Source organism: Lichenifustis flavocetrariae (genome assembly GCF_026130545.1).
Taxonomy (GTDB): Bacteria; Pseudomonadota; Alphaproteobacteria; order Rhizobiales; family Beijerinckiaceae; genus Lichenihabitans; species Lichenihabitans flavocetrariae.
Map to the genome: position 1 here is coordinate 207,996 of NZ_JAMOIM010000008.1, position 24,283 is coordinate 232,278.

Sequence of the window (24,283 nt, forward strand, 5' to 3'; positions counted from 1 at the left end):
CCGTCGCGCGCGCCCGGCAAGCTTAACAGGCGCTTCGGATGATGGGAATGTCTCACCCCTTCGGGCCAGGACGCAGCACGCCGGCAGTGATGAGCTCGACCACCTGACGTTTCGCTGTGTTGAAATCTTCGTCACTCAAGGGATCGCCACCGTTCAACGTCGTGATCTGGTGCGCGAAATCGGCGTAATGCTGCGTCGTCGCCCAGATCATATACAACAGCGTCTTCGGCTCGATCGGCTTCAGTGCCCCGGCCGCGATCCACTTTTGCACGATGCTGCCGCGGGACTCGACCCATTGCCGGAGCGTGGTGTCCAGGAAGTCCTGGATCTCCGGCGCACCGCGCAGAATCTCGCTGGCGAAGATGCGGGAGCCCTGGGGCCGCTGCCGCGCGAGATCCATCTTGGCCGCGATGTAGCGACCGAGGGCTTCGGCCGGATCACTGCTGCTCTCGAATGTACCGGCCGCCGACAGCCACGCATTGAGCACGCCGGCGAGCACACGCCGGTAAAGCTCGGCTTTGGTCGCGAAATAATAATGCAGGTTCGCCTTCGGCAGTCCTGCGCGGGCCGCGATCTCGGCCATGGTGGCGCCATCGAAACCGCGTTCGGCAAACACCGCCTCGGCAGCGAGAAGAATGCTGTCTTCATGTGCGGCCCGGATCGATGAAGACACTCGCACCTTGCCCATAATTTCTGCGGTCGACCCTTGGCCATGATGCGGAAAACAGCCGAGCGACAGTTTGACCAAGCGGTCAGAAAGACGCTAGTTTTTGCTGCCATCGCATCATCGCGACGAGCCCACAAGAGGCCTTGATGTCCGACCTCTCCAACATCCGTATCGACGGCGCTCGGCTATGGGACAGCCTGATGGAGATGGCCAAGATCGGCGGCACCGAGAGGGGTGGCTGCCGGCGCCTCACGCTCACGGACGTGGATAAACAGGGACGCGAGCTCTTCGCTCGGTGGTGCGAGGAGGCGGGCCTGGCGCTGGCGGTCGACGACATGGGCAACATGTTCGCGCGGCGGCCCGGCGAAGACGACAGCGTCGCCCCCGTGATGATGGGGAGCCATCTCGATACCCAGCCGACCGGCGGCAAATTCGACGGCGTTCTCGGCGTGCTGGGGGCCCTCGAAGTGGTCCGGTCCCTGAACGACCTCAAGATCAAAACCAAGCGCCCGATCGAGATCGCCAATTGGACGAATGAAGAAGGATCCCGTTACGCGCCCGCGATGGTCTCTTCGGGCGTCTTTGCAGGGGCCTATACCAAAGACTTCGCCTATAATCTCACCGATGCCGAAGGGCTGAAGTTTGGCGACGAACTCGAGCGCATCGGCTTCAAGGGAAGCGAGCCTGTGGGCCAGCGTCCGATCCACGCTTTTTTCGAGCTGCATATCGAACAAGGCCCCATTCTGGAGGACGAAGCGATCGATGTCGGCATCGTCACGCACGGGCAGGGGCAGCGCTGGTTCGAAGTGACGCTGACGGGCTTCGAGAGCCATGCGGGCTCCACACCGATGCCGCGTCGCAAGGATGCGCTGCTCGGCGCCGCGCGGGTGGTCGAGCTCGTGAACGGTCTCGGTCTCGCGCATCCGCCGCTCGCCATGGCGACGTGCGGCATGCTCAATCCGTACCCGAACAGCCGCAACGTCATCCCCGGTCAAGTCTTCCTGACCTGCGAGTTTCGCCACCCCGATGCCTCTGTCCTCGATGCGATGGACCATGCACTGCGGGAAGGCATCGCCCGGATCGCCAAGGAGATCGGCCTCGAAGTCGACCTCAAGAAGGTGTTCGACTACCCGCCCGTGCCCTTCGACGCGAGCTGCATCGCCGCGGTGCGGCGGGGCGCGGAAAAGTTCTGCTACAGTCATCGCGACATCGTGTCGGGTGCCGGGCACGATGCCTGTTACATTTCCCGCGTGGCACCCACCTCGATGATCTTCACGCCTTGCGTCGACGGTGTCAGCCACAACGAATTGGAAGACATCAAGCCCGAATGGGCAACGGCAGGCACGCAGGTGCTGATGCATGCCGTGCTGGAGAAAGCCGAGATCGTCGGCTGAACGGCAACCTGCGGAACAACGGAGTTATCCATGTCGCTGGTCATCAAGGGAGGCACGGTCGTGACGGCCGACAGGACGTTCGCGGCCGATGTGCTGATCGAGGGCGAGACCATCGCGGCCGTGGGCTCGGGTCTCAGCGGCGACACGGTGGTGGATGCCGCCGGCTGTTTCGTCATGCCGGGCGGCATCGACCCGCACACCCATCTCGAAATGCCTTTCATGGGCACGACCACGGTCGATGATTACGAGACCGGTACCAAGGCGGCGCTATCTGGCGGCACCACAATGGTGGTGGATTTCTGCATCCCCAACCACGGCCAGTCCTTGATGGATGCGATGGCGGACTGGGACCGGCGCGGCGAGGGTGCGGCGGCCGACTACTCTTTCCACATGGCGATTTCCGAGTGGAACGAGCGCGTCAACGAAGAGATGACCAAGGTGGTGGCGCGTGGCGTGACGACCTTCAAATATTTCATGGCCTACAAGGGCGCCCTCATGGTCGATGACGCGCAGATGTTCGCGTCGTTCCAACGCTGTGCCGAACTCGGCGCCATGCCGCTCGTCCATGCCGAGAATGGCGATGTCGTTGCGGCGCTGCAGCAGCATTACATGGCGATCGGCATCACCGGCCCCGAGGCGCACGCCTATTCGCGGCCGCCGGATGTGGAGGGTGAGGCGGCGAACCGTGCCATCATGCTGGCCGATCAGGCCGGCGTGCCGCTCTACATCGTCCACACCTCCTGCATCCCTGCTCACGAGGCGATCAAGCGGGCGCGGGCGCTTGGCAAACGCGTCTATGGTGAGCCCCTGATCCAGCATCTGACCCTCGACGAGAGCGAGTATTTCCACCCTGATTGGGACCATGCCGCCCGCCGGGTGATGTCGCCACCCTTCCGGGCCAAGCATCATCAGGACGACCTCTGGGCTGGCCTGCAATCGGGCTCCTTGCAGGTCGTTGCGACCGACCATTGCGCCTTCATGACGGACCAGAAGCGCTTCGGGCGCGAGGATTTCACCAAGATTCCCAACGGGACCGGCGGGTTGGAAGACCGCATGCCGGTGCTCTGGACAAAGGGCGTGAACACCGGTCGCCTGACCATGCAGGAATTCGTGGCGGTCTCCTCGACCAACATTGCCAAAATCCTGAACCTCTATCCGCGAAAGGGCGCCATTGCGGTCGGCGCCGATGCCGACATCGTGGTCTGGGACCCGAAGGCGACCAAGACCATCTCGGCCAAAACACAGAAATCGGCCATCGACTACAACGTCTTTGAGGGAATCTCCTGCGAAGGGCTGCCGCGTGTGACGCTGTCGCGGGGTGAGATCGCCTACAAGGAGGGCGAGGTGCTGGCCAAGCGGGGCAGGGGCAAATTCATCGCCCGCGAGCCCTTCCCGGCGGTCGCCAAGGCGATCAAGCGGTGGAAACAGGAAACGGCGCCCAAGAAGATCGCGCGGTAGCACGGCAGGGGATACGGTGACCGACGAAACAGGTTTGATGCTCCGCTGAGGCCGGGTTATCGTTCGGCGCCCTTAAGTCGAACACCTCTGTGGAAAGCCGCATCGCCTTGTCAGTCCTCGAAGCCCTGATCCTCGGCTATCTTCTCGGCTCCATCCCGTTCGGCCTGATCTTGACCCGCCTCGCGGGCACACGCGACATCCGTTCCATCGGATCCGGGAATATCGGGGCCACCAACGTTCTCCGCACGGGCCGCAAGGATCTGGCGGCCGCGACGCTGCTGCTCGATGGATTGAAGGGCACAGCCGCAGTCCTCCTCGCAGGTTACCTTTGGGGCATCGACGGTGCTGTGGCGGCGGCTTGCGGCGCCTTTGTGGGGCACGTGTTCCCGGTGTGGCTCGGGTTTCGGGGAGGCAAGGGCGTCGCGACTTATCTCGGCTGCCTGTTGGGCATCTATTGGCCGGCCGGGCTGATCTTCGCCGTGGCGTGGCTCGTGATTGCCTTTTCGACGCGCTATTCATCGCTGTCGGCGCTGGTCGCGAGCCTTGTCAGCCCCGCCGCGCTGCTGCTTGCCGGGCAAACGGAAGCCGCTGCCGTGTTCATCGTGTTGACGGTCGCGCTCTGGCTCACGCACCGCGCCAATATCGGGCGCCTGCTCGGCCGCACGGAGGGCAAGATCGGCCAGGCTTCGTGACGCCCGTTTTCGGGCCGCTCGACGAACCGGAGCGCATCGCTTGGCTGCGGTTGAGCCGGTCCGACGGGATCGGCCCGCTGACCTTCATGGGACTGCTGCAACGGTTTGGGACCGCGACGGAGGCGCTCGCGGCCCTGCCAAATCTCAGCCGGCAGGCGGGGCGGGCCGTGCGGGTAGCCGATCGTGACGTCGTAATGCGGGAGATCGAGCAGGCGACGAAGCGAGGACTTCGCTTTGTGGCCTGGGGCGAACCGGACTATCCATCGGCCTTGCGGGCGATCGAGGCCGCCCCACCTGTTCTCTGTGTTCGCGGCGACCTTGCGGTTCTGAAACGCCCGATGGTCGCGGTGGTCGGCTCGCGCAACGCATCGGCGGCCGGGCTGCTATTCACTGAGAGACTGGCGCACGGCATCGGCACCGCGGGCTATGTCGTCGTGTCCGGCCTTGCGCGCGGGGTTGACGGCAAAGCGCATCGGGCGGCTCTGATGACCGGCACGGTCGCGGTGCTGGCCGGCGGGCATGCGCGAATATACCCGCCCGAGCATGAGGGATTGGCGCGGGAGATATCGGAGGCTGGGGCAGTTCTCAGCGAAATGCCGTTGGCCTGGGAACCGCGCGGTCGCGATTTCCCCCGCCGCAACCGGATCGTCTCCGGGCTCAGTCTTGGGACAGTGGTCGTGGAGGCGGCTCGCCGGTCTGGTTCGCTCATCACGGCCCGGCTCGCCAACGAGCAGGGCCGGGAAGTGTTCGCGGTTCCGGGTTCGCCGCTCGATCCGCGCGCGGAGGGCACCAACGATCTGATCCGGCAGGGCGCTACATTGTGCACCCGGCCCGAGGATGTGGTCGAAGCGCTCAGCCCGGGCGCCGCTGCGCCGCTGATGCAACACACACCACATCGGCTGCGGGATGACCCTGGCTTCGACTTTCGCGCATTGATCGAGGACACCGATGACGAGGCGGATGGCGCCGGCGATACGGAGTCGACTCCGCCAGGGAATTTCCGAGCGGCGCACCTGGATGCCGAAGCACGTGTGATGCAATTGCTCGGCCCGGCACCGACCACCATCGATGATCTTGTCAGACTGTCCGGTCTCAGTGCCGCCGAAATCCGCACCGTCTTGATGGATCTGGAACTCACGGGCGTGCTGGATCGGCGAAACGATGCCTTTGTGTCCAAGGCTCGCGGCTGATCCGCTCGATCCCATGCGGTCCATTGCTTGACCGTGCCGTTTCAGGCAGAACAGCCGCGCCCAAGCCGCCGCCAGAGCGGTCGAATCGACGGATCACTCATGCCTTCCCTTTTGCGCGTCGGACTTGCAGGACTTGGCACAGTCGGGGCCTCCGTGCTCAACCGGATCCGTCTGCAACAGGCGGCTCTTGAAGAGACCACGCACCGGCGCATCGTGGTAACCGGGGTGTCGGCACGCAGCAAAGCTAAGGCAGCGTCTCTCGATCTCGGCGAGGCGACATGGTTTGACGATCCAATCGAGCTCGCTCGCTCCGGCGACATCGATCTTTTCGTCGAACTTATGGGAGGGTCAGGCGACCCCGCGCTCACAGCCGTGCGCCACGCGTTGAGCAGCGGCAAAGCCGTCGTGACAGCCAACAAAGCCCTTCTGGCAGCTCATGGGATGGAACTCGCGACCCTCGCTGAGGAACGCCGCGTGCCGCTCGGCTTCGAGGCGTCTGTGGCGGGAGGCATCCCGGTGGTGAAGACGCTGCGCGAAGGGCTCGCCGGCAACGTCATCGACCGCGTCTACGGTATCCTGAACGGGACCTGCAACTACATCCTGTCCCGCATGGAACTGGAAGGTCTCGGGTTCGAACAATGTCTCGCCGAGGCCCAACGGCTCGGTTACGCCGAGGCTGACCCAACCTTCGATATCGACGGGTTCGACACCGCACACAAGCTGGCGATCCTATCGACGCTCGCCTTCGGGACAGCCATCGCGGCTGATGCCATTCACGTCGAAGGCATTCGCACCATCAGTCTGGCGGATATCCGGGCGGCGGACGAACTGGGCTTTAGGATCAAGCTTCTCGGTGTGGCGCAGCGGGTTGCAGGTGGCATCGAAAGCCGCGTGCATCCGACCATGGTGCCGAAATCGTCCGCCATCGCTCAGGTCATGGGCGTGACCAATGCCGTGACGGTCGATGCCGACGCGGTGCGGGAACTCACACTCATCGGCCCCGGCGCGGGTGGAGAAGCGACGGCTTCGGCGGTCGTGGCCGATATCGCGGATATTGCCCGCGGCGTGCGCTCGGCCCCATTCGGCCGGCCCGTCGCGGCGCTTGTCCCTACGGCGCCTGTGCCGCTGCAGCGGCATGAGGGCGGCTACTACATCCGGCTCAATGTCGAAGATCGTCCTGGCGCAGTCGCGGCCATCGCGGCCCGCATGGCCGAACGCGGCATCTCGTTCGAAAGCATCGTGCAGCGCCAGCCCTTCGGCAAGGCGGCGGATATCACTCCGGTGCGCGCGGTTCCCGTGGTGTTGATTACCTATGCGACCACCGAGGAGGTGATCCGGCAGGCGATCGAGGCCATCATGCAAGACGGCTGGGTCACCGGCCGACCGCAATCGATCCGCATCGAGCGAGAATAACAACCGCGAGCCGTGAGGAAAGCATGACCGATCTCGTCATCCAACAACAGGATATCATCGAGCGTATTCTCACGCTCGAACTCGTGCGCGTCACCGAACGGGCGGCTGTGTCCTCGGCGCGCTGGCGGGGGCGCGGCGATGAGAAAGCCGCCGACCAAGCGGCTGTCGACGCAATGCGGCGGGAGCTCAATCGCTTGCCGATCGACGGCACGATCGTGATCGGCGAAGGCGAGCGCGATGAGGCTCCCATGCTGTTCATCGGCGAGCGGGTTGGCACCCGGACTGGTCCCAAGGTCGATATCGCGGTCGATCCGCTGGAAGGAACGACGCTCTGCGCCAAGGATATGCCCGGCTCGATCGCCGTGATGGCGATGGCCCAGGCGGGGTCGCTCCTGAATGCGCCCGATGTCTATATGGAAAAGGTCGCGATCGGGCCGGGCTATCCGAAAGGCATCGTCGATCTCGACATGTCACCCGAGGAGAACATCCGGGCACTGGCCAAGGCCAAGGGGGTACGCCCCAACGACATCACGGTCTGCGTTTTGGACCGGCCGCGGCATGAAGCTCTGATTGAGTCCTGCCGCCGGGCCGGGGCCTCCCTTCGCCTATTGACCGATGGCGACGTCGCGGGTGTGATCCTGACGGCTCAACCCGATGAGACGGGTATCGACCTGTACCTCGGCACAGGCGGTGCGCCTGAAGGCGTGCTGGCGGCAGGTGCCCTGCGCTGTGTGGGCGGCCAGATGCAGGGACGGCTGATTCTCGATACGCCGGAAAAGGTCGAGCGCGCCAAGAAGATGGGCATCTCGGATCCCAAGAAGACCTATGACATGAAAGAACTCGCGTCTGGCGATGTGGTCGTGGCCGCCACGGGCGTCACCGATGGCGGGCTGCTCTCGGGCGTTAGATTCAAGCAGCACACGATCGAGACCGAGACGCTCATCTACCGCTCGGTGACCGGGACGGTCCGGCGCATCCGGGCCGAGCACCGCGAACTTGGAAAGTTCCGGCTCGATTGAGGAATGGTCTTCGTCTGATGCGGAACGATGGTCGTGAAGCGCCGGCTCGTGACACCCGGGTTGCTGATCTGTGAGCCTTTCAGATCTCGGGAGTTCCGCGCTCGCGCTGGTTCGTGAGCATCATGCCTGGGCCGGGCCGATCTGCTTTGTCCTCGCATTCCTCGAGTCTCTGGCGTTCGTTTCGCTGATCGTGCCCTCGGCCGTGCTGCTCATCGGCATCGGCGGTCTCGTGCCTTTGTCGAACATCTCCTTCGTGGAGATCTGGGGTGGAACGGCGCTGGGCGCGATCCTGGGTGATTGGCTGTCCTATTGGATCGGTCATCGCTTCGAGCATAGGATCAGCGGCCTGTGGCCCTTCACGCGCTATCCGGAGATGCTGGAAAAGACGCACCGGTTTTTTGAGCGCTGGGGCGTCCTGGGTGTTTTCGGCGGCCGTTTTCTTGGGCCACTTCGCGCCACGATCCCGCTCGTGGCCGGGATGGGCGGCATGCCGATGTTAAGGTTTCAAATCGCCAATGTGACGTCAGCTCTGCTCTGGGCGGCCGGATTGCTGTTTCCGGGCGCATTCGGCGTGGCCTGGCTCAAAGGCGAATGACCTGAAGCTGACCGGCCGGCAGTCGGTCGGTTGATCCTGAGCTTCAGGTGGCACCAACTGTCGCGAGAACCACTTATGGCGGCCACGTCGAACCGCCGACAACTCACGCGTTTGCCGAACCTTCTTCCACATTGAAGGTGACGCCCTGCGCGAGCGGCAAGGTGCGCCCATAGTTGATCGCATTCGTTTGCCGCCGCATATAGGCTTTCCAAGCGTCGGAGCCGCTTTCGCGACCCCCGCCCGTCTCCTTCTCGCCACCGAAGGCACCGCCGATTTCGGCTCCCGATGGTCCCATATTGACGTTGGCGATGCCGCAGTCCGAACCCTGGGCCGAGAGGAAGAGTTCGATCTCGCGCAGATCATTGCCGAAAATGGAGGACGACAGACCCTGGGGCACGCCGTTCTGCAATGCGATCGCTTCCTCGATCTGCCGATACTTTAGAATGTAGAGGATAGGCGCGAAGGTCTCCTCGACGACAGGGCCCACCTGCTGCGGCATCTCCACGACGGCAGGGCGCGCGTAGAACGATCGCTCGCCGTTGACGTCGACCCGCTCGCCACCGTGGACGGTGCCGCCCGCTGCGCGAGCCTTGCTGAGGGCCGCCTGCATAGCCGCGAGGGCGTCGCCGTCGACCAGGGGGCCGACCAGTGAGTCACCCGCGACAGGACTGCCCACCGAGATCGTCCGCGCCACCCGGGCGAGCTTCGGCACAAGGGTTTCATAGACGCTTTCATGCACGATCAGTCGCCGCAAGGTCGTGCATCGCTGGCCGGCCGTGCCCATCGCCGCGAAGGCGACCGCCCGCAAGGTCAGGTCGAGGTCTGCCGACGGGGTGACGATCGAGGCGTTGTTGCCGCCGAGTTCGAGGATGCTGCGCCCGAAACGCCGGGCGACGCGCTCGCCCACGACGCGTCCCATGCGGGTCGATCCGGTGGCCGACACGACGGCGACGCGCCTGTCATCGACTAGCTGCTCGCCGATCTCACGCCCGCCGACCAGTACCGTCGTCAATCCCTCTGGGACTCCCCCGAACTTTCGCGCCGCACGGGCGACCAGCGCCTGGACCGCAAGTGCCGTCAACGGCGTCTTCTCGGACGGTTTCCAGACCACGCTGTTGCCGCAGACGAGCGCCAGGGCGGCGTTCCAGGACCAGACCGCGACGGGAAAGTTAAAGGCGGAGATCACGCCCACCACACCCATCGGGTGCCACTGCTCGGTCATCTTGTGATCGGGCCGCTCCGAGGGGATGACGAGCCCGTAGAGCTGCCGCGACAGGCCAACCGCGAAGTCGCAGATGTCGATCATCTCCTGCACTTCGCCGAGGCCTTCAGAAACGATCTTGCCGACTTCGAGCGTGACAAGCCGCCCGAGTTCGGACTTGTGCGCCCGTAGCTCCTCGCCGATGAGGCGCACGAACTCGCCACGCTGCGGGGCCGGTAGCCTTCGCCATGCCAGGAAGGCGTCGTGCGCCTGGCCGATCGCGTGCTCCGCAGCCTTTGAAGACGTCTCTGCGATCTCGGCAAGGGTCGAGCCATCGATCGGCGATCGCACGAGCCGGCTTCCGCCTTGCAGGGTCGCGGGATCGACCTCGAAGGCCGAGAGAAGGGACCGGACGTCGTCGGCGAGACTGGAGCTTGGCACAGGGACACCGTGATGTTGAGGATGGAAAGCCGGATCTAGAAGAGGGCCGCCTTGAGATGGGCGGCCTGAGCGCCGACCTCATACACCGTTTCTTTGATGAAACGGAACGGCTCGGCTCTTGGATCTGTCACCGGCAGGGGGAGATCGGCTTCGGTGATCTGGCCAAGAACCAAGCGGGCCAACTCCCGTCCGAAGACGGTGCCGGGTGCGATGCCGCGTCCATTGTAGCCGCTGAACCCGACGACGCCGGGCGCGAATCTGTGGAAGCGTGGCAGGTTGTTTGCCGTCATCCCGATGTGGCCGTACCACTCGGACTCGAACCGGATCTCGCCAAGCTGGGGAAAAAGCCGACGGAGCATGCGCCGCGCCCAAAACTTGTGAACCGACAACCCCGTCCCGCGCAGTGCTCCCACGCTGCCGAAGACAAGCCGCCCGGCGGCGTCGAACCGGAACGAGCTTAACACCTCCTCCGTGTCCCAGGCACCCTGCTGCTCCGGCAGAATCGAACGCCGCACATTGTCGGTCAGCGGTTCGGTTGCGAAATTAAAATAGGGCAGATGCACAAGCTCCGCCCGCACCGCCGGCCAGGGCGTCCGCGTATACGCGTTTGTGGCGACGACGATCCAGGGTGCCGAGACTGCACCCCGTGGGGTTTTTGCCATCCAGCCCTGACCGTCCCGAACCACGCTCTCGACCGGCGAACCGCTGTAGAGACGGGCGCCCGCCGCCATCGCGGCCCGCGCGAGACCTCTCACGTAGGCAAGGGGCTGGATCGTGCCGGCGCGGCGATCCAGAAGTGCGCCCGCATAAGCGGACGTTCCGATCAACGACGCGGCCGCCCTTGCGTCGAGGAGTTCCACCGGCGCACCGCGCCGCTGCCACTGGGTGGCGCGCTCCTCGATCTCCTTCAAACCTTTTGTTCCAACGGCGCAATGCAGCGTGCCGACAGGCATGATTTCGCAGTCGATCGCATGCCGGGCGACGAGCTCGAACACGAGCTTCGGGGCGTTGCCGAGCAGGTCGAGCAAGCGGTCGCCGTAAATCGGGCCGAGTTCGCCCGGAAGGTCATCCGGCATGACCCACATGCCGGCATTGACCAGACCGACATTGCGGCCCGATCCTCCGAAACCGATCTCCTCGCCTTCGAGGACGGCGACACGCGACCCCGCCTCGGCAAGATGAAGCGCCGCCGACAGGCCCGTGAATCCGGCCCCGACGACGAGCACGTCGACCTTGATGTGCTCGGCCAACGCAGGCGTGAGCGGCGCCGGGGCCGCCGTCCGCTCCCACAATCCATGGCTCCGCGGGTCGTTCTTCATGCAGCCAATCTTTCGGAGGGACACATCTCTTGGGCGCCCAAGCCCCTTCGGAACCTAGGGCGGTGTCCGAGATTTTGGGCCATCCGACAGAGAGTATCAAACAAAAGCTGAGCTTCCGACGTGCGCACCAGGAATCCCGAATGCGCTTCCGGCCGGGACAGGTAAGCGGCTGGGCAGCCCTACTCGGCCCAAAGCTTGCGGGCCGCGGTGACGATCGCCGAAGGCCGGTAGGGCTTCATGATCATCATGCCGCCAGGGACCTCGCGTGATGCCTGTGAGAAGAACCCCGTCACATAGATCACCGGCAAGTCGGGTCGAAGCCGCCGCGCCTCCTCGGCGATACTCCAGCCATCGATCGACCCGGGCAATCGGATATCGGTCACGAGGAGATCGATATGCTCGGACTGATCGCGCACCAAGCTCAGGGCCTCCTCGCCGTTCAGGGCTCGCAGCACGTGATAACCGAGGTCTTCGAGCTCATCGCCGAGAATGTCGAGCAAAAGGGGCTCATCGTCGACCACGAGGATCATTCGATCGCGTGATGAGGACGTGACTAGATCATCCGGTGCGATCATCGTGCGGTCAATGCTCCTTGAGACCGAGGGTGGCCCGGCATGTCCTGAACCTCGTACGACACCGGCTGCGGCCTTTCGGGTCCCAAACTCGGCAAAAAGAGTTGAACCCGGGTTCCCAACCCGGCCTTGCTGAAAATATCCGCATGGCCCCCGGACTGCTTGACGAAGCCGAACACCTGACTAAGTCCCAACCCCGTTCCTTGTCCCAACGGCTTGGTCGTGAAGAACGGTTCGAAAGCGCGGCGCGCGACCTCCTCGGGCATTCCTACACCCGTATCGATCACTTCAATCATAACATAGTCTTGATCGGCTCTGAGGCCTCCGATGTGGATTGCGTCGCTGCGGTCGATGTTGCTGGTTGTGATTTGCAGTCTGCTCGATTGATTTTCTTCCATCGCGTCCCGGGCGTTCACCGCAAGGTTGAGGACGGCATTTTCCAGCTGATTGGGATCCACGGTGACGGCCCAGAGGTCCAAGGAGAAGTTCGTCTCGACCACGATGCGGCCTCCGACGGCGCCGCGAAGCAGCTCGGTCAGGGCGCCGAGAAGCGCGTTGACTTCGACCCTCACGGGACGAAGCGGTTGATTGCGAGCGAAAGCGAGAAGCTTGTGCGTCAAGGCAGCAGCGCGATCTGCTCCCGCCATCGCATCCTTGACCGGCCGGAGGAGGGGGCTTTGATCCGGCAAAAGCCGTTCGATCCGCTCAAGATTTGCGACCACCACATTGAGCAGATTATTGAAATCATGAGCGATCCCGCCCGTTAATTGGCCGATGGCCTCCATTTTCTGGGCTTGGCGCAACATCTCCTCTGTCTTCGCCCGTTCATTCGTGACCTGTTCGAGCGCCTGGAGAGCGCGGTCGCGCTCGGCGATGCGTAGGGTCAGGCTTTCATTGGCAAGGCGAAGAAGCTGCGGGGAAGGGAGGTTAAGAATACGGGGAACCAGCGGCCAGAGGATGATCGCGGTCGCCACGGAGGCTATTGCCGTGATGACCTTCACCATGGCTTCCACGCCATAGATAGGCCACCACAGCGTCACGATGGAAATGAAATGGGTCGCGCCGCATGCGAGGATGAAGGTGACGAAACACCAAAACACCCAGCCGAACGCGATATCACTTCGTCTCGACACGACAGCGCCGAGCGCGATCGAAATCGAGCAATAGGCGAGACCGATCGCGGCATCTGCGAGCGCATTGCTCCAAAGGAGTTCAGGCCGCCAAATCAGGCAGATTCCATGCGGAGACAGACTGCCCGAATCCAGAAGCTTGAAGAGAAAATCGAGCATCGCAGATTATCCCGCCGGGTCCCGATGGCATGCGAAGCCATAAGGCAATTATGCGACCTCGGCGGCCAGCCACAAGTCACGACCGCTCAATATGAAGCGCAAATCTTGGGTATCCCCGCCGAAGTGGCGATCATCCACGTTCTTGTAAGTACCAAAGGGCATAACTTCACGATATGGCTGGCAACGGCGAAGTTTCGAATGACGTTCCCTCGCGCCGCGCCTGACGGGCATGACGATCCGCCCGGCGATGCGCCACTCTCGACTGGCGGCCGGCCTCGTCGTTCTCCAGGCACAGGAACATAACGAAAGATCAGAAAGTTATCGGGCGCGAAAGTCGATCTTTCTGCATTGGCCAGGCACCTCGGCAATGTGAGCGAAGTCTGCAAGACGCTCGGCTACAGCCGCGATGCTGTTACCGGTTCAAGGAGTTGTATCGGTCGAGCGGATCTTGCGGTGCGGGAAGTCGCCCATTCCCGCACCGAGATTGTAAAAGCGCGACCAACACTGACCGCCCTAAGTGGAAGCCGCGGTCGACGGAACTCAGTTTTGCCGACGGGCGATTGCCTCCAACAGTCGAGCAACGGCTTCCGCACCCGGATCAGTGATTCCCTCAAGGGCGTCGGCACGAACGTAGGCGGACCGGCCTGAGCCAGCTTTGAGCATGTGCGCCGTCCTATCGGCACCGACACGTGCTTCGATTGCGGCTTGCTCGACCGAGCCTGTGCGGGCGAGGGCCTGCAAGGCCGGCTGGAGGGCATCGATCATCGTGCGATCTCCCAGCTGGGCGCCGCCGTAGACCTTGAGCTTGTCGAGGCCCGCGAGGAAGGCTTTTGGATAGTCGGGGCGATCGGCATAGGCCGTGGAAGCCGCGGCGAAGAAGGTCGCCAGCAGTACGCCGCTGGAGCCCCCGGCGTTGCGCAGGAGCACGTCACTGATGACGCGGAGCAAGGCGGCTCCGTCGGCGAAGGGCAGCCTGTCGATCTGGCCAGCGATGGCCCGGGCCGCTCCCGCGAAGGTCGAGCCCGTGTCACCGTCGCCCACCTTTGCGTCGAGGGCATCGATCTCTGGGGCAATCGTCTCGAACAGGGTTACAGCGCAGGACACGACGGCACGGGCACCGGCATGATTCGAAGGCGCGGCCTGAGCCGAAGCGACGAGCGCGATTGGTTGCCGCAGCGTAGGGCGCGCGAAGCGCTTCGGCGGCAGCCATGCCGCCGGCTTGACCGGAGCCTGAAGACCGCGAAGCCGGTCTGCGTCGAGGGCGATCACGGACAACGACACGCCCCGCATGTCCAGCGCCGTCATCATGGGGGCCGGCCCCATGATGTAGTCGACTTTGTTCATCAGGCTCGTTCCGGCCAAGGCTTTGGTGACGAGCGCCATCTCGAGCGGCGGCACACCGCCGAGCGTGTTGAGCATCAGGGCATAACGCGCCTCGGAGGCTTCAAGCGCAGCCTCCAGCGTATCGGCCAACACGGCGATCAACGTGTCGGCCGACGCCATCGGCACCACGCGCGCTCCAGGCTCGCCGTGAATGCCGAGGCCGAGTTCGACCTGATCGGCGGCAAGACGTTCCTGCGGCTCGACGCCGGGCATGCTGCAGGTCGACAGCGACAGGCCGAGCGAATGGATGTGGGCGGCGGCATCCTCGGCCACGGCCTTCACCTCGGCCAGGGAGCGACCGGCCGAAGCCGCGGCGCCCGCGAGTTTGTGCACGAACAAGGTTCCAGCGATGCCGCGGGGCTGGCGGGCACCGGGCAGCGCGACGTCGTCGCCGACGATCACCAACTCCACCTTCAGACCCATGGCCCGCGCCCGCTCGGCCGCGAGCCCGAAGTTGAGCCGATCCCCTGTGTAGTTCTTGACGATCAGCAGACAGCCGGGGTCGCCTGTCACTGCAAGGATGCCGGCCAGCACCGCATCGACGCTCGGAGACGCGAACACTTCGCCGCATACTGCGGCCGTAAGCATGCCGCCTCCGACAAAACCGGCATGGGCCGGTTCGTGGCCGGAGCCGCCACCCGAGACGAGCGCGACCTGCGTCCTGTCCCAATCCGATCGCAGCACGACCTTGATGTCGGGAAAATCGTCGAGACGGCAGAGGTCGACTGCCCCGGATGACATCAGGAAGCCGTCGATAGCGTCGACCACGACCGTGTCACGGCTGTTCAGGAAGCTCTTCATCACGTGCCCCGCTGCGTCCTCGTCACCCGACCGGGATGGTAGACCGAGTGTTGACGCGCCCAGTTTGATCCCAGCGTGTCGACGTTCCTCTTACCAGCAAGTGAAACCCGCGTCCGCTACAACCGTGGTGCCGGTCATCGGGCTGGAGGCGTCGTAGGCGAGGAAATGTACCACTGAAGCGATCTCGTCGGGCTTGCCGCGATGCATCGGCCTATCGCGCAACCACACGTCCTTCATCCCGTCGTTGTCGTGACGGTGCATGGACATCGCGGTCTCGGTATAGGTCGGCGCGACGGCGTTGGCCTGCACGCCCCGATCGGCCATTCGGCGCCAAGCGACGAAGTCATCCGATGCACAGCCGCGTTGGCGGCGCTATAACAGGCCTGTTTTGCGGCCGGTTCGAGATGACGCCCGACATCGATCCGACATTGACGATCGAGCCCTTGCCGGCTTTCAGCATGTGGCGTGCGAAGGCTCGGTTGCACCAGAACACGCCATTGTAGTTCACGTCGTTGACATTGAGCCAATGCTCGTCCGTCACGTCCTCGGCTGCGGTGCCCGAGCGGGTGATCCCGGCGTTGCCCTGTAGCTCCGCTTGATCAGGGCGGCATGGGCCTCCACCCGATGCGAGTGGCGGTCCCGGCCCACGGTCTGGCGGCAATCTCGCCTTCCTCCCGAAAGCGGGCGTACAGCGAATGGCCTCGCCGCTCCGATGCCCAAACGTTCCGCCGCTTGCCGGCAAGACGCGTCCGCATTGATGGCAGCGATGACCTGCTCGCCCAGATCCAATGATAGGGCTCCGGCCATGCTGCTCCTCCTTGATCCGCCTTACGGAATCACTGTGAAAGCCTCGGCGCTACGCCGGCCGACTCTGAGCGAGGGACCACGGCTCTAAATCGGCACTTCAAGAAAGTTGTGGTCGAAGGGAACGCGCTTTTGGGCTGTCTCGGTATCGATGAGCAGACGATCGCTCTCCTGGATGACATTGCGGACCCTCGACGGTTTAGCCGTTGAGCCAAGCGCGCCGATCACGGTGCGGATCTCGATCCCGCCATCGAGCTCGACGCAGGTCTGTACGCCTTGCGCTGAGAGAGCATTGGTTCCGATCGATGCCCGATGTCCGTCGGCAAAGCTGGAGCATGCCTCTTCGATGCCGAGCACGCCCGTGTGGCGCTCGCTCCAGGGTGGGTAGAAACGTCCTCCGTTGGAGTACCACAGGAGGGTGATCGGCAAGGTTCGCGGAGATTTCAGGATTAGCGCCATGTCGCGCTGTTCAGGTCGAACTGCGGCCGCCCAACCGAGCGGGTTGGCAGGGTTCTCGATCAACGCCACGAGGTCGTCGTGCTTCTGCGCGACAGGATAGTTGTGCAGGTCCACGGTGGTTCCGTCGCCGCAAGGAAAGGCGTTCAGCGGTCCTTGTGCCGGATACCGGAAGACCGAACGCCCCTGAGCCGGATCGCCTTCCAAGGGCGTACGGCTGGTTTCGGCAAACTTCTTTTCAGAAAAGGAGACGAGTCCGTCGCTTGGAAAATGCACCATTGCATGTTGACCGAGGGACAGCGCGCCGGTGCCGCCGTCGAAACGGTGAGCCTGATAGAGGAACGGGTGACCGTCCCGTACCGTCAACGTCTTCGTGAGCGTGGCGCCCAATACGGTTTGGTCGAGCCTGAAGGTCGCGCGGTGGCCATCCGGCAGCCGCTGATCATCGATCACCGACCACCGGCTGTTAGCGGGCCAGCCATGATAAGGAGCCGGATCGACATCGTTGGGCCCGAAAGGTGCGCAGAAGAAGTCCATCGACATCCGCCGGAGATGAGGCGGCATTTCGACTTCCGGCATGGCCGTCTCGGCCCAGGGCACGCGATGGAAGGGTGCGATCTGACGGCCTTCGTCAGTCACGATAAAGGCAGCGAGCTGGCCAATCTCCAGATCGAGACCGGCCCTCACACCTTCGGCGGCCAGAACATGGATCCTTGCGTTCATTTTTAAGACACCGCGCTGAAGGACGTGAACGTCACGAAGTTGTTATGGCCCGAGGTCATTCGCTCACGACGAATTCTGCTGGTAGGCTTCGCTCCATCACAAAGCGTCCGTTCGGAAGGTCGTTCGTCTCGACTTTCGCTGTCACAACCTCTGGCGGCAGTCCATAGCCGCGCCACCGTTCGGTCAATCGCTGGCGCAGAACGTCTTCGGGGACCACCACTGCGACGGTCACGTCGTAGAGGGGGTGAAGGGCCGTCCATGGCGCGCTGCCAAGCAGGAGGTAGTTCCCTTCAACGATCAAATATCGAACCGACTGAGGGATCAGGCGGGCGCCAGCCCGGGAGATCTCCAAGCCCCGGTCGAAAACCGGAACTGCGATCTCGTCCTCTTCATTGCGCTTCAGCCGGCCAAGCGTGTGCAGCAGGCCACCGACATCGAATGTCTCAGGCGCACCCTTGCGGGCCCGCAGACCGCGGGCGATGAGGACGCCATCATCGAAGTGATACCCGTCCATAGGCAATACTGCGGCGCTACCGGAGTTGGCGGTATTGAGAAAAGCCTCCAGCCGTTCGGCAAAAGTCGATTTTCCAGAGCCCGGCGCGCCCGCGATGGCGATGACGGTCCGGTTCGCTTTCCGCGATGTCACCGCATTTGCGAGAGCTTCAAGATGAGAGCGACTGGCTTCGGTCATGATTGAACCTGGGAGAATCGAGAATGCGCTTCGGGTCTGATTTGCACCCACCCTCTGCTTATTGAAAAACAGCAAGGTCGTTTCAAAGCTCGGCGGCTTTCCTGCCTGCCAGGACTGCGGGCACGAGAACAAGGGGACGATCCTCTTGGGGCTCGGGCTTCAACGCGTCGAAGGCCCGCTCCATCATCGTTTCCACATCCTGGCGCAACATGGTCACATCAAAGGGAAGGCAGGCTGCGAAGGGGTCCCAATCGAAGCAGCAGGCCACGAACTCTTCCAACTCGGCCGCCGGCAACCGCGAGGCGAATTCGATCGCACCTTCAAATGCCGCGATCGAGTTGATGAAGAGACCCGATGGGAGCCTTCCGTGTCGGTCATAGTACGAGGCCAGCGCATCACGCGCGTTCCCCGGCGGATAGCCACTCAGCGCTAGAGACTGAGGCCCAGGCTCGATGTCCTTCGTCCGCAAGGCGTCAACGAAACCGGCAACGCGGGTGTCGGTCGCGTATTCGCCTGCGACACCGCCGAGATAGAGAAAAGCCTCGAGTGACCCGCCGCGCCGCAAGACTTTCTCCATCATGATGTTCGTCAAATGCCGGGCGCCTGCGCGATTGTCAGACACCACGGAAGGTGCGCCTGGTCCCGGCAAGTCGATATTGACGCACGGAACCGTCGCCGAAGCGCACAAACGGTCCAGCGGCTCGGGATTGGGGACGCCTGTGATGAAGAGAAACTCGACGCGTTGGGCGAGAAGCGTGCGCGTGACAGTCGCCTCGACTGCTTCTTCCCGCTGTGTGCTGACGACGATCGGGCACAACCCTCGCTGTCGAGCCTCGGACTCGAAAGCCTCGGCTAGATCGGCAAAGAAGCGGTTCCGGTAGTGAGGAAGGATCATGCCGGCGAGGCCAGAGCGGGACAATCTGAGCCCGCGCGCTGTCAGGTTGACATTGTACCCCAGCGTCTTGGCCGCTTCCGTGATGCGGTGGGCGGTATCCTCTTTGATGCGGTAGCGAGCCCAGGTGCCGTTGAGCACAAGGCTGACCGTGGACGCCGAGGCTTCGGCTGCTGTCGCTATGTCGTAGATCGTCGCTTTTCGTCTGGCGGCTCGCGCCATTCCAACCCCCAGTGAGCCTTGCTCGCTTGTCGCTCGATACGCTGGAATGAGCTAGGCCAAAAACTTCATGCGCCTTACATATAGCGAGTTGACGCGTTTGCTAAATAGATTTAGCTGTAAAAAAAGACCAGGAAATGGCGAGTTGGCGACACAGGGTCGTCTTCGATCGCGCCACACGGCGCAAGGGAGGTTTCAGTGATCAACGTCTATCGCAGGGCGCTGTGCGCCAGTGTGTTCGCTCTCGCTCTCACCGGTGTTGCCCAAGCCTCGCCTGACAAGCCGGTCATCGGCGTCGTCGTGAAGATCGGTGGAATTCCGTGGTTCAATGCCATGGAAGCCGGCATCAAAAAGAAGGGTGCTGAACTCGGCGTGAAGGCTTTCATGGTCGGCCCGACAAGCGCCGATCCGGCACTTCAGGTTCGTGCCATCGAGGATCTCATCGCCCAGAAGGTCGATGTCATCGGTGTCGTCCCCAATGACGCCGAAGTCCTCGAACCCGTGCTCGAGCGTGCTCGCGCGGCCGGCATCAAGGTCATCACCCACGAGTCGCCCAAGCAGAAGAATGCCGACTACGACTTCGAGCTCGCATCCGCGCAAGGTTTCGGTGAAGCCTATGGCAAGCGCCTTGTCGACGCGCTGGGCGGCAAAGGCGAATATGCGGTGTTCGTCGGCTCGCTGACCGTTCCTCTGCACAACGCCTGGGCTGATGCCGCTAACGCGTATATCAAGGCCAATGCGCCCGGCATGACGCTTGTCGGTGACCGCTACGGCGTTGCCGAGAATGTCGACCAGTCCCGAAGCACGGCGCTCGATCTGATGCGCGCTCATCCCAACCTGAAGGGCTTCCTCGCCTTCGGGAGCCAGGGCCCAATCGGCGCGGCCCGCGCCGTCGCTGAAAAGCACATGGATGGCAAGATCCTCGTCATGGGGCCGTTCTCGCCCGGTCAGGGCAAGAAGCTTGTCCATGATGGCGTGCTCACCGGCGGGTTCATGTGGAATCCGGAAGTTGCCGGCGAGGTGTTCGTGACGCTCGGGACCATGGTGGCCAAGGGCGAAGCCATCAAGGACGGAACGGACATTCCCGGCCTCGGCGTGGTGCATCCCGAGGGGCACAACCTGATCGTCAACGAACTCGTGAACCTCAACAAAGACACCGTCGACGATCTCGCAAAGATGGGTCTCTAAACCCGCTTCTTCTACTTGGAAGCAAAGCGTAGGCGCCCGGCCGTTCGGCTGGGCGCTCCTCTCCTCGCGTTCCGGCGGACAGCATGATCGCGCTTGCTCAGCCTTCAACCGGTCAGGAGTCTCCTGCCGGAACAGCGCTCCTGCATCTTGAGCACATCACCAAGCAGTTCGGCGGAGTGAAAGCCCTCGATGACGTTCGCTTCGAAATTCGTCGGGGTGAAGTGCTGTGCCTGGCTGGAGAGAATGGCTGCGGCAAGAGCACCCTCATCAAGATCATCAGCGGCGTGCATCAGCCCGAGAAGGGCGCGACCATGCTCTTCGAAGGGCGCTCGATCGAAGGCTTGAACCCGTCCACAGCGCGCCAGCTCGGCATTCAGGTAATCTGGCAGGACCTCGCGCTTTTTCCCGAGATGTCCGTCGCCGAGAACATCTCCTTCGAAAGCAATCTCGGGACTCGGCCGCGCCTCGTCAACTACGCTGCCATGAAGGTGCAAGCCGAACGCATTCTCGAACGGCTGGGCGTTCGGCTCGATCTTGACGCACTGCTCCGCACGCTGCCCATCGCCCAGCGGCAAGTCGTAGCGATCGCGCGCGCGCTCATCGGGGAGGCGACGCTCGTCTTCATGGATGAGCCGACCGCATCCCTCAGCCAGGCCGAGACCGACGCTCTGCTGGTCATCGTGCGTCGCCTGTCGGCCGAAGGCATCGCCGTGGTGTTCGTCAGCCACAGGCTGGCCGAGGTGCTCGACGTCTGCAGCCGCGTGACGGTGATCCGGGACGGCCGCTACGTCGGCACCTTCCCGACTCAAGGGATGACCCAGACCCGGCTCACAGAGCTCATGACCGGCAAGACATTCGACTACGCGGTGCAGCAGCGCGATCTGGCGGGCGCACCGGTTATTTTGTCGGTGAAGAACCTGTCTCGCGCACCAAACTACGCCGACATCTCCTTCACCATTCGCCGCGGCGAGATCGTCGGTCTGACCGGTCGCCTCGGCTCCGGACGCACGGAACTTGCGCTGAGCCTCTTCGGCATGTCGCGTCCAACAGGCGGTGAGATCACGCTCGAAGGTCGGTCTGCCCACTTCAAGAGCAACCGGGAAGCGATCCGGGCCGGCGTCGCCTATGTGTCGGAAGATCGATTGCAGCTCGGCCTCGTTCAGCCTCAGTCGATCGCCGACAATACGGTCATGGCCGTGCTGGACGATCTGATCGGACCTGACCGGCTGATCTCGATGACCCGTCGCAATACGTTGGTCGACGATTGGATCCGTGACCTTGCGGTGAAGATCGGTCATCCGGAAAACGCGGTTTCCACGCTGTCGGGCGGCAATCAGCAGCGCGTCGTGCTGGCCAAATGGCTGGCGACAAATCCAAAGCTTCTCATCCTCGACTCGCCCACCGTGGGTGTCGATGTGGGCGCGCGCGCCGGCATCTTCGCGATCGTGCACCGGCTGGCCGAGGCGGGCATGGCCATCCTCCTCATCTCGGACGAGATCCCGGAGGTGTATTTCAACGCCGACCGCATCCTTCACATGCGTGACGGCCGTATTGTCGGCAGCTACGTCCCAGGCGAAACCGAAATCGACGCGATCGAGGAGGCCGTCCATGCATAGACTTGGCATCGGAAACACCGAACGCTGGCTCATCCTGGTCATCCTCGCCATGAGCGCGGCGCTGGGCGTCCTGACCTCAACGTTCCTGACCCTGCCGAACCTCTTCGACCTGCTGAACGCCAGCGCCGTCGACATTATTTTCGGCGTCGGTCTTCTGGTCGTTCTGATTGCCGGCGGCATCGACATCTCATTCACCGTCGCGGCCTCCGTGGTGCAGTATTTGACCGCCCTCACGCTCGGTTTGTTCGGCGGCGGCGATTGGGCTCTTGGATTGATCCTCGCCGGCATTTTTGGCACCCTGCTCGGTTGCCTGAATGCCTTCTTCATCTACCAGTTCCGCATCGTCTCCATCGTCGTCACGATCGCGACCTACAATCTCTTCTTCGGACTGCTGATGTTCTTCTCCGGCGGCGTGTCGATCTATGATCTTCCCGACTGGTTGACCACACGGGTGGTGATCTTCGGCACCGAAACCGCCGCTGGACATGCCGAACTGACGGTGATCGTGCTGGTGATGGCGGTCTGTGTCGTGGCGACCTGGCTGCTCCTTCGGCGCACCAGCACCGGCCGTCAGCTCTATGCCATGGGCGACAATCCCGAGGGCGCCCGCCGTGTCGGCATCAATATCGGCGCTATGCACTACTTGGCCTTTGGTTGGCTTGGCTTGATGGCGGGCATCGCAGGGCTGATGCAAGCGCATTATGCGCAAGAGATCGTGCCCAACGCGCTCTATGGCCGCGAACTCAATGTTCTTGCCGCTGTCGTGCTGGGCGGGGCAAGGCTGGGGGGCGGGCGCGGCACGATCCTCGGCGTGTTCCTCGGGATCATTCTCGTCGCCATGACCCAGAACGGCCTGAACCTCCTGGGCGTCTCGCCTTATGCCTTCAAGATGATCATCGGCGCCATCATTCTGGTCGCCATCACGCTGTCGAGCGAGGGCGTGGGCCGCCTTATGGGATCCTGGCGTCGGCCAGCCGAACGGAGGACCGCATGATGTCGACCCGGCTCGTGCGCCGCACCGATCGCGGCGGCCTCTTATCCCTCGTCGACAAGGACGTGCTCGGTCTCCTGGCGCTGCTTCTCGTGGTGATCGTCGTCTTCGGGGCGACGGCACCCGGCTTTCTCAGCGCCACCACCTTCACCTCCGTGGCTTTCCAGCTTCCCGAGCTTGGCCTGCTCAGCCTGGCGATGCTGATGCCGATCATTTCTGGAGGCTTCAACCTCGCCATTACGTTCACGGCGAACCTGTCTGGCCTCGCCATGGCCTATGTGCTTCAGAGTCACGGCGGCGTCGATGCCGGCGTCGGCTTCTTTGTCCTCGGCGTGCTGGCCGCTCTCGCGACAGGTGCTTTGGTCGGATGGCTGATGGGAACCATCATTGCCTACACGGGCGCGCATCCGATCCTGGTGTCGCTGTCGACCATGATCTTCGTCCGCGGCCTCGGCGAGTTTCTGACCCGCGGCGGCGATATTTCCGGCGTGCCGGGCTACGTTCAAGCGATCGGTCAAGGCACCGTGTTTGGCATCCCTCTGCCTCTTCTGGTCTTTGCGGCTGCGGTCCTGCTCTGGACAATCGTCCTCTCGCGGACCCGGCTGGGGTTCGCAACCCGAATGATCGGGTCCAACATCGAGGCGACGCGGTACTCGGGCGTTCCGACACGCCGGTCGCTCACCCTGATCTACACACTTTCAGGTGTCATGTGCGCCATCGCAGGGATCGTCATGCTGGCGCGCTTCAACTCCGTGCGGGTCGGCCATGGGGAGTCTTACCTGCTCATCACCGTCTTGGCCTGCTTTTTGGGCCGCGTTGATCCGTTTGGCGGGTTCGGGCGCGTCCTGCCTGTCGCCATAGCACTAGTCATTCTTCAGGTGATCGCGTCGGGTCTCAATCTTCTCGGCGCCAACCAGCATCTCTCGACTGCGCTTTGGGGCGGCTTTCTCCTTCTCATCATGGTCACCCGGTCGATCTGGGCGAGCCAGGTCCTGCAAATGACCTTCGGCAAGCGGTAGAACGCTCGCCGTCCTCGCCAACCCGAAGGGCTCTAACGACTCCTCAGAGTGGTTTCGGCCCCGTGCTCTCAGCGCGAACCGAGAGCAAGTGAAACCAGGAGAAAGAGATGAACAAGCTGGGCGTCCACACACTAGTGGGAGAAGGCTTGGCGCCCCGAGGAATGCGCGCGCGATCGTCATTACGGCGAAGGTCGGTTTCGACCTGATTGAGATCCCCGCGCTCGACCCGAGTTCCATCGACCGGGGCCTA

At 63.2% G+C, this 24,283-nt stretch carries 21 protein-coding genes and 1 pseudogene; 12 read left to right on the plus strand and 10 right to left on the minus strand.

Annotated elements, in window-relative coordinates:
* Positions 1 to 52: 52 nt before the first annotated feature.
* The gene (locus tag M8523_RS14210) at positions 53 to 673 is read right to left on the minus strand and encodes a TetR/AcrR family transcriptional regulator (protein WP_282585533.1); all 621 of its coding nucleotides are present in this window, start codon (positions 671 to 673) and stop codon (positions 53 to 55) included.
* A gap of 140 nt (positions 674 to 813) precedes the next feature.
* Between M8523_RS14210 and M8523_RS14215 the strand changes: the two genes are divergently transcribed.
* The 7 genes from M8523_RS14215 (at position 814) to M8523_RS14245 (ending at position 8,428) form a co-directional block, all read left to right on the plus strand.
* The gene (locus tag M8523_RS14215; protein WP_282585534.1) at positions 814 to 2,061 is read left to right on the plus strand and encodes a Zn-dependent hydrolase; all 1,248 of its coding nucleotides are present in this window, start codon (positions 814 to 816) and stop codon (positions 2,059 to 2,061) included.
* Between the two features lie 30 nt (positions 2,062 to 2,091).
* Positions 2,092 to 3,519, plus strand: coding sequence for a dihydropyrimidinase (gene hydA / locus M8523_RS14220; RefSeq protein WP_282585535.1), 1,428 nt, complete (start codon positions 2,092 to 2,094; stop codon positions 3,517 to 3,519).
* A gap of 89 nt (positions 3,520 to 3,608) precedes the next feature.
* Complete coding sequence (gene plsY / locus M8523_RS14225) at positions 3,609 to 4,211, plus strand: glycerol-3-phosphate 1-O-acyltransferase PlsY (RefSeq protein ID WP_282585536.1); 603 nt, start codon at positions 3,609 to 3,611, stop codon at positions 4,209 to 4,211.
* On the plus strand, positions 4,208 to 5,401 hold the full coding sequence (gene dprA, locus M8523_RS14230; RefSeq protein ID WP_282585537.1) for a DNA-processing protein DprA: 1,194 nt from the start codon (positions 4,208 to 4,210) through the stop codon (positions 5,399 to 5,401). The genes plsY and dprA overlap by 4 nt, the downstream gene beginning before the upstream one ends.
* A 99-nt stretch (positions 5,402 to 5,500) precedes the next feature.
* Positions 5,501 to 6,814 (plus strand): homoserine dehydrogenase, encoded by a 1,314-nt coding sequence (locus tag M8523_RS14235; protein WP_282585538.1) that lies wholly within the window; start codon positions 5,501 to 5,503, stop codon positions 6,812 to 6,814.
* Positions 6,815 to 6,837: 23 nt separating this feature from the next.
* Positions 6,838 to 7,833 (plus strand): class II fructose-bisphosphatase, encoded by a 996-nt coding sequence (glpX, locus tag M8523_RS14240; protein ID WP_282585539.1) that lies wholly within the window; start codon positions 6,838 to 6,840, stop codon positions 7,831 to 7,833.
* A 70-nt stretch (positions 7,834 to 7,903) separates the two neighbouring features.
* Positions 7,904 to 8,428, plus strand: coding sequence for a DedA family protein (locus M8523_RS14245; protein WP_282585540.1), 525 nt, complete (start codon positions 7,904 to 7,906; stop codon positions 8,426 to 8,428).
* A gap of 103 nt (positions 8,429 to 8,531) precedes the next feature.
* On the opposite strand, the gene amaB is transcribed toward M8523_RS14245, so the two are convergent.
* The 4 genes from amaB to M8523_RS14265 form a co-directional block, all read right to left on the minus strand.
* Positions 8,532 to 10,070 carry an L-piperidine-6-carboxylate dehydrogenase gene (gene amaB, locus M8523_RS14250; RefSeq protein WP_282585541.1) on the minus strand — a complete coding sequence of 513 codons (1,539 nt, stop codon included), beginning with the start codon at positions 10,068 to 10,070 and terminating at the stop codon, positions 8,532 to 8,534.
* Positions 10,071 to 10,105: 35 nt separating this feature from the next.
* Positions 10,106 to 11,389, minus strand: a complete 1,284-nt coding sequence (locus M8523_RS14255) for an NAD(P)/FAD-dependent oxidoreductase (protein ID WP_282585542.1) — start codon at positions 11,387 to 11,389, stop codon at positions 10,106 to 10,108.
* A gap of 179 nt (positions 11,390 to 11,568) precedes the next feature.
* Positions 11,569 to 11,964 carry a response regulator gene (locus M8523_RS14260; RefSeq protein WP_282585543.1) on the minus strand — a complete coding sequence of 132 codons (396 nt, stop codon included), beginning with the start codon at positions 11,962 to 11,964 and terminating at the stop codon, positions 11,569 to 11,571.
* The gene (locus M8523_RS14265; protein WP_445298415.1) at positions 11,961 to 13,118 is read right to left on the minus strand and encodes an ATP-binding protein; all 1,158 of its coding nucleotides are present in this window, start codon (positions 13,116 to 13,118) and stop codon (positions 11,961 to 11,963) included. The genes M8523_RS14260 and M8523_RS14265 overlap by 4 nt, the downstream gene beginning before the upstream one ends.
* On the opposite strand from M8523_RS14265, the gene M8523_RS14270 reads away from it, so the two are divergent.
* A complete protein-coding gene (locus M8523_RS14270; RefSeq protein ID WP_282585545.1) occupies positions 13,014 to 13,553 on the plus strand; it encodes a hypothetical protein in 540 nt (179 codons plus the stop codon). The genes M8523_RS14265 and M8523_RS14270 overlap by 105 nt on opposite strands.
* Positions 13,554 to 13,790: 237 nt before the next feature.
* On the opposite strand, the gene M8523_RS14280 is transcribed toward M8523_RS14270, so the two are convergent.
* The 5 genes and pseudogenes from M8523_RS14280 to M8523_RS14300 form a co-directional block, all read right to left on the minus strand.
* Entirely contained in the window at positions 13,791 to 15,434 is a 1,644-nt protein-coding gene (locus M8523_RS14280) for a dihydroxyacetone kinase subunit DhaK (RefSeq protein ID WP_282585546.1), read from the minus strand.
* Between the two features lie 90 nt (positions 15,435 to 15,524).
* A pseudogene (locus tag M8523_RS14285) lies at positions 15,525 to 16,023 on the minus strand (SDR family NAD(P)-dependent oxidoreductase); the annotation flags it as partial.
* 302 nt (positions 16,024 to 16,325) lie between these two features.
* On the minus strand, positions 16,326 to 17,417 hold the full coding sequence (locus tag M8523_RS14290) for an aldose epimerase family protein (RefSeq protein ID WP_282585547.1): 1,092 nt from the start codon (positions 17,415 to 17,417) through the stop codon (positions 16,326 to 16,328).
* Positions 17,418 to 17,472: 55 nt separating this feature from the next.
* Positions 17,473 to 18,108, minus strand: a complete 636-nt coding sequence (locus M8523_RS14295) for a nucleoside/nucleotide kinase family protein (protein WP_282585548.1) — start codon at positions 18,106 to 18,108, stop codon at positions 17,473 to 17,475.
* A gap of 82 nt (positions 18,109 to 18,190) precedes the next feature.
* The gene (locus M8523_RS14300; protein ID WP_282585549.1) at positions 18,191 to 19,222 is read right to left on the minus strand and encodes a LacI family DNA-binding transcriptional regulator; all 1,032 of its coding nucleotides are present in this window, start codon (positions 19,220 to 19,222) and stop codon (positions 18,191 to 18,193) included.
* A gap of 195 nt (positions 19,223 to 19,417) precedes the next feature.
* Between M8523_RS14300 and M8523_RS14305 the strand changes: the two genes are divergently transcribed.
* The 4 genes from M8523_RS14305 to M8523_RS14320 all read left to right on the plus strand — a co-directional run bounded on the left by M8523_RS14305 (position 19,418) and on the right by M8523_RS14320 (position 24,033).
* Complete coding sequence (locus M8523_RS14305) at positions 19,418 to 20,407, plus strand: substrate-binding domain-containing protein (RefSeq protein WP_428350546.1); 990 nt, start codon at positions 19,418 to 19,420, stop codon at positions 20,405 to 20,407.
* Positions 20,408 to 20,490: 83 nt separating this feature from the next.
* Positions 20,491 to 22,023 carry a sugar ABC transporter ATP-binding protein gene (locus M8523_RS14310; RefSeq protein ID WP_282585550.1) on the plus strand — a complete coding sequence of 511 codons (1,533 nt, stop codon included), beginning with the start codon at positions 20,491 to 20,493 and terminating at the stop codon, positions 22,021 to 22,023.
* Positions 22,016 to 23,017, plus strand: a complete 1,002-nt coding sequence (locus M8523_RS14315) for an ABC transporter permease (RefSeq protein WP_282585551.1) — start codon at positions 22,016 to 22,018, stop codon at positions 23,015 to 23,017. The genes M8523_RS14310 and M8523_RS14315 overlap by 8 nt, the downstream gene beginning before the upstream one ends.
* On the plus strand, positions 23,017 to 24,033 hold the full coding sequence (locus tag M8523_RS14320; protein WP_282585595.1) for an ABC transporter permease: 1,017 nt from the start codon (positions 23,017 to 23,019) through the stop codon (positions 24,031 to 24,033). The genes M8523_RS14315 and M8523_RS14320 overlap by 1 nt, the downstream gene beginning before the upstream one ends.
* Positions 24,034 to 24,283 lie beyond the last annotated feature (250 nt).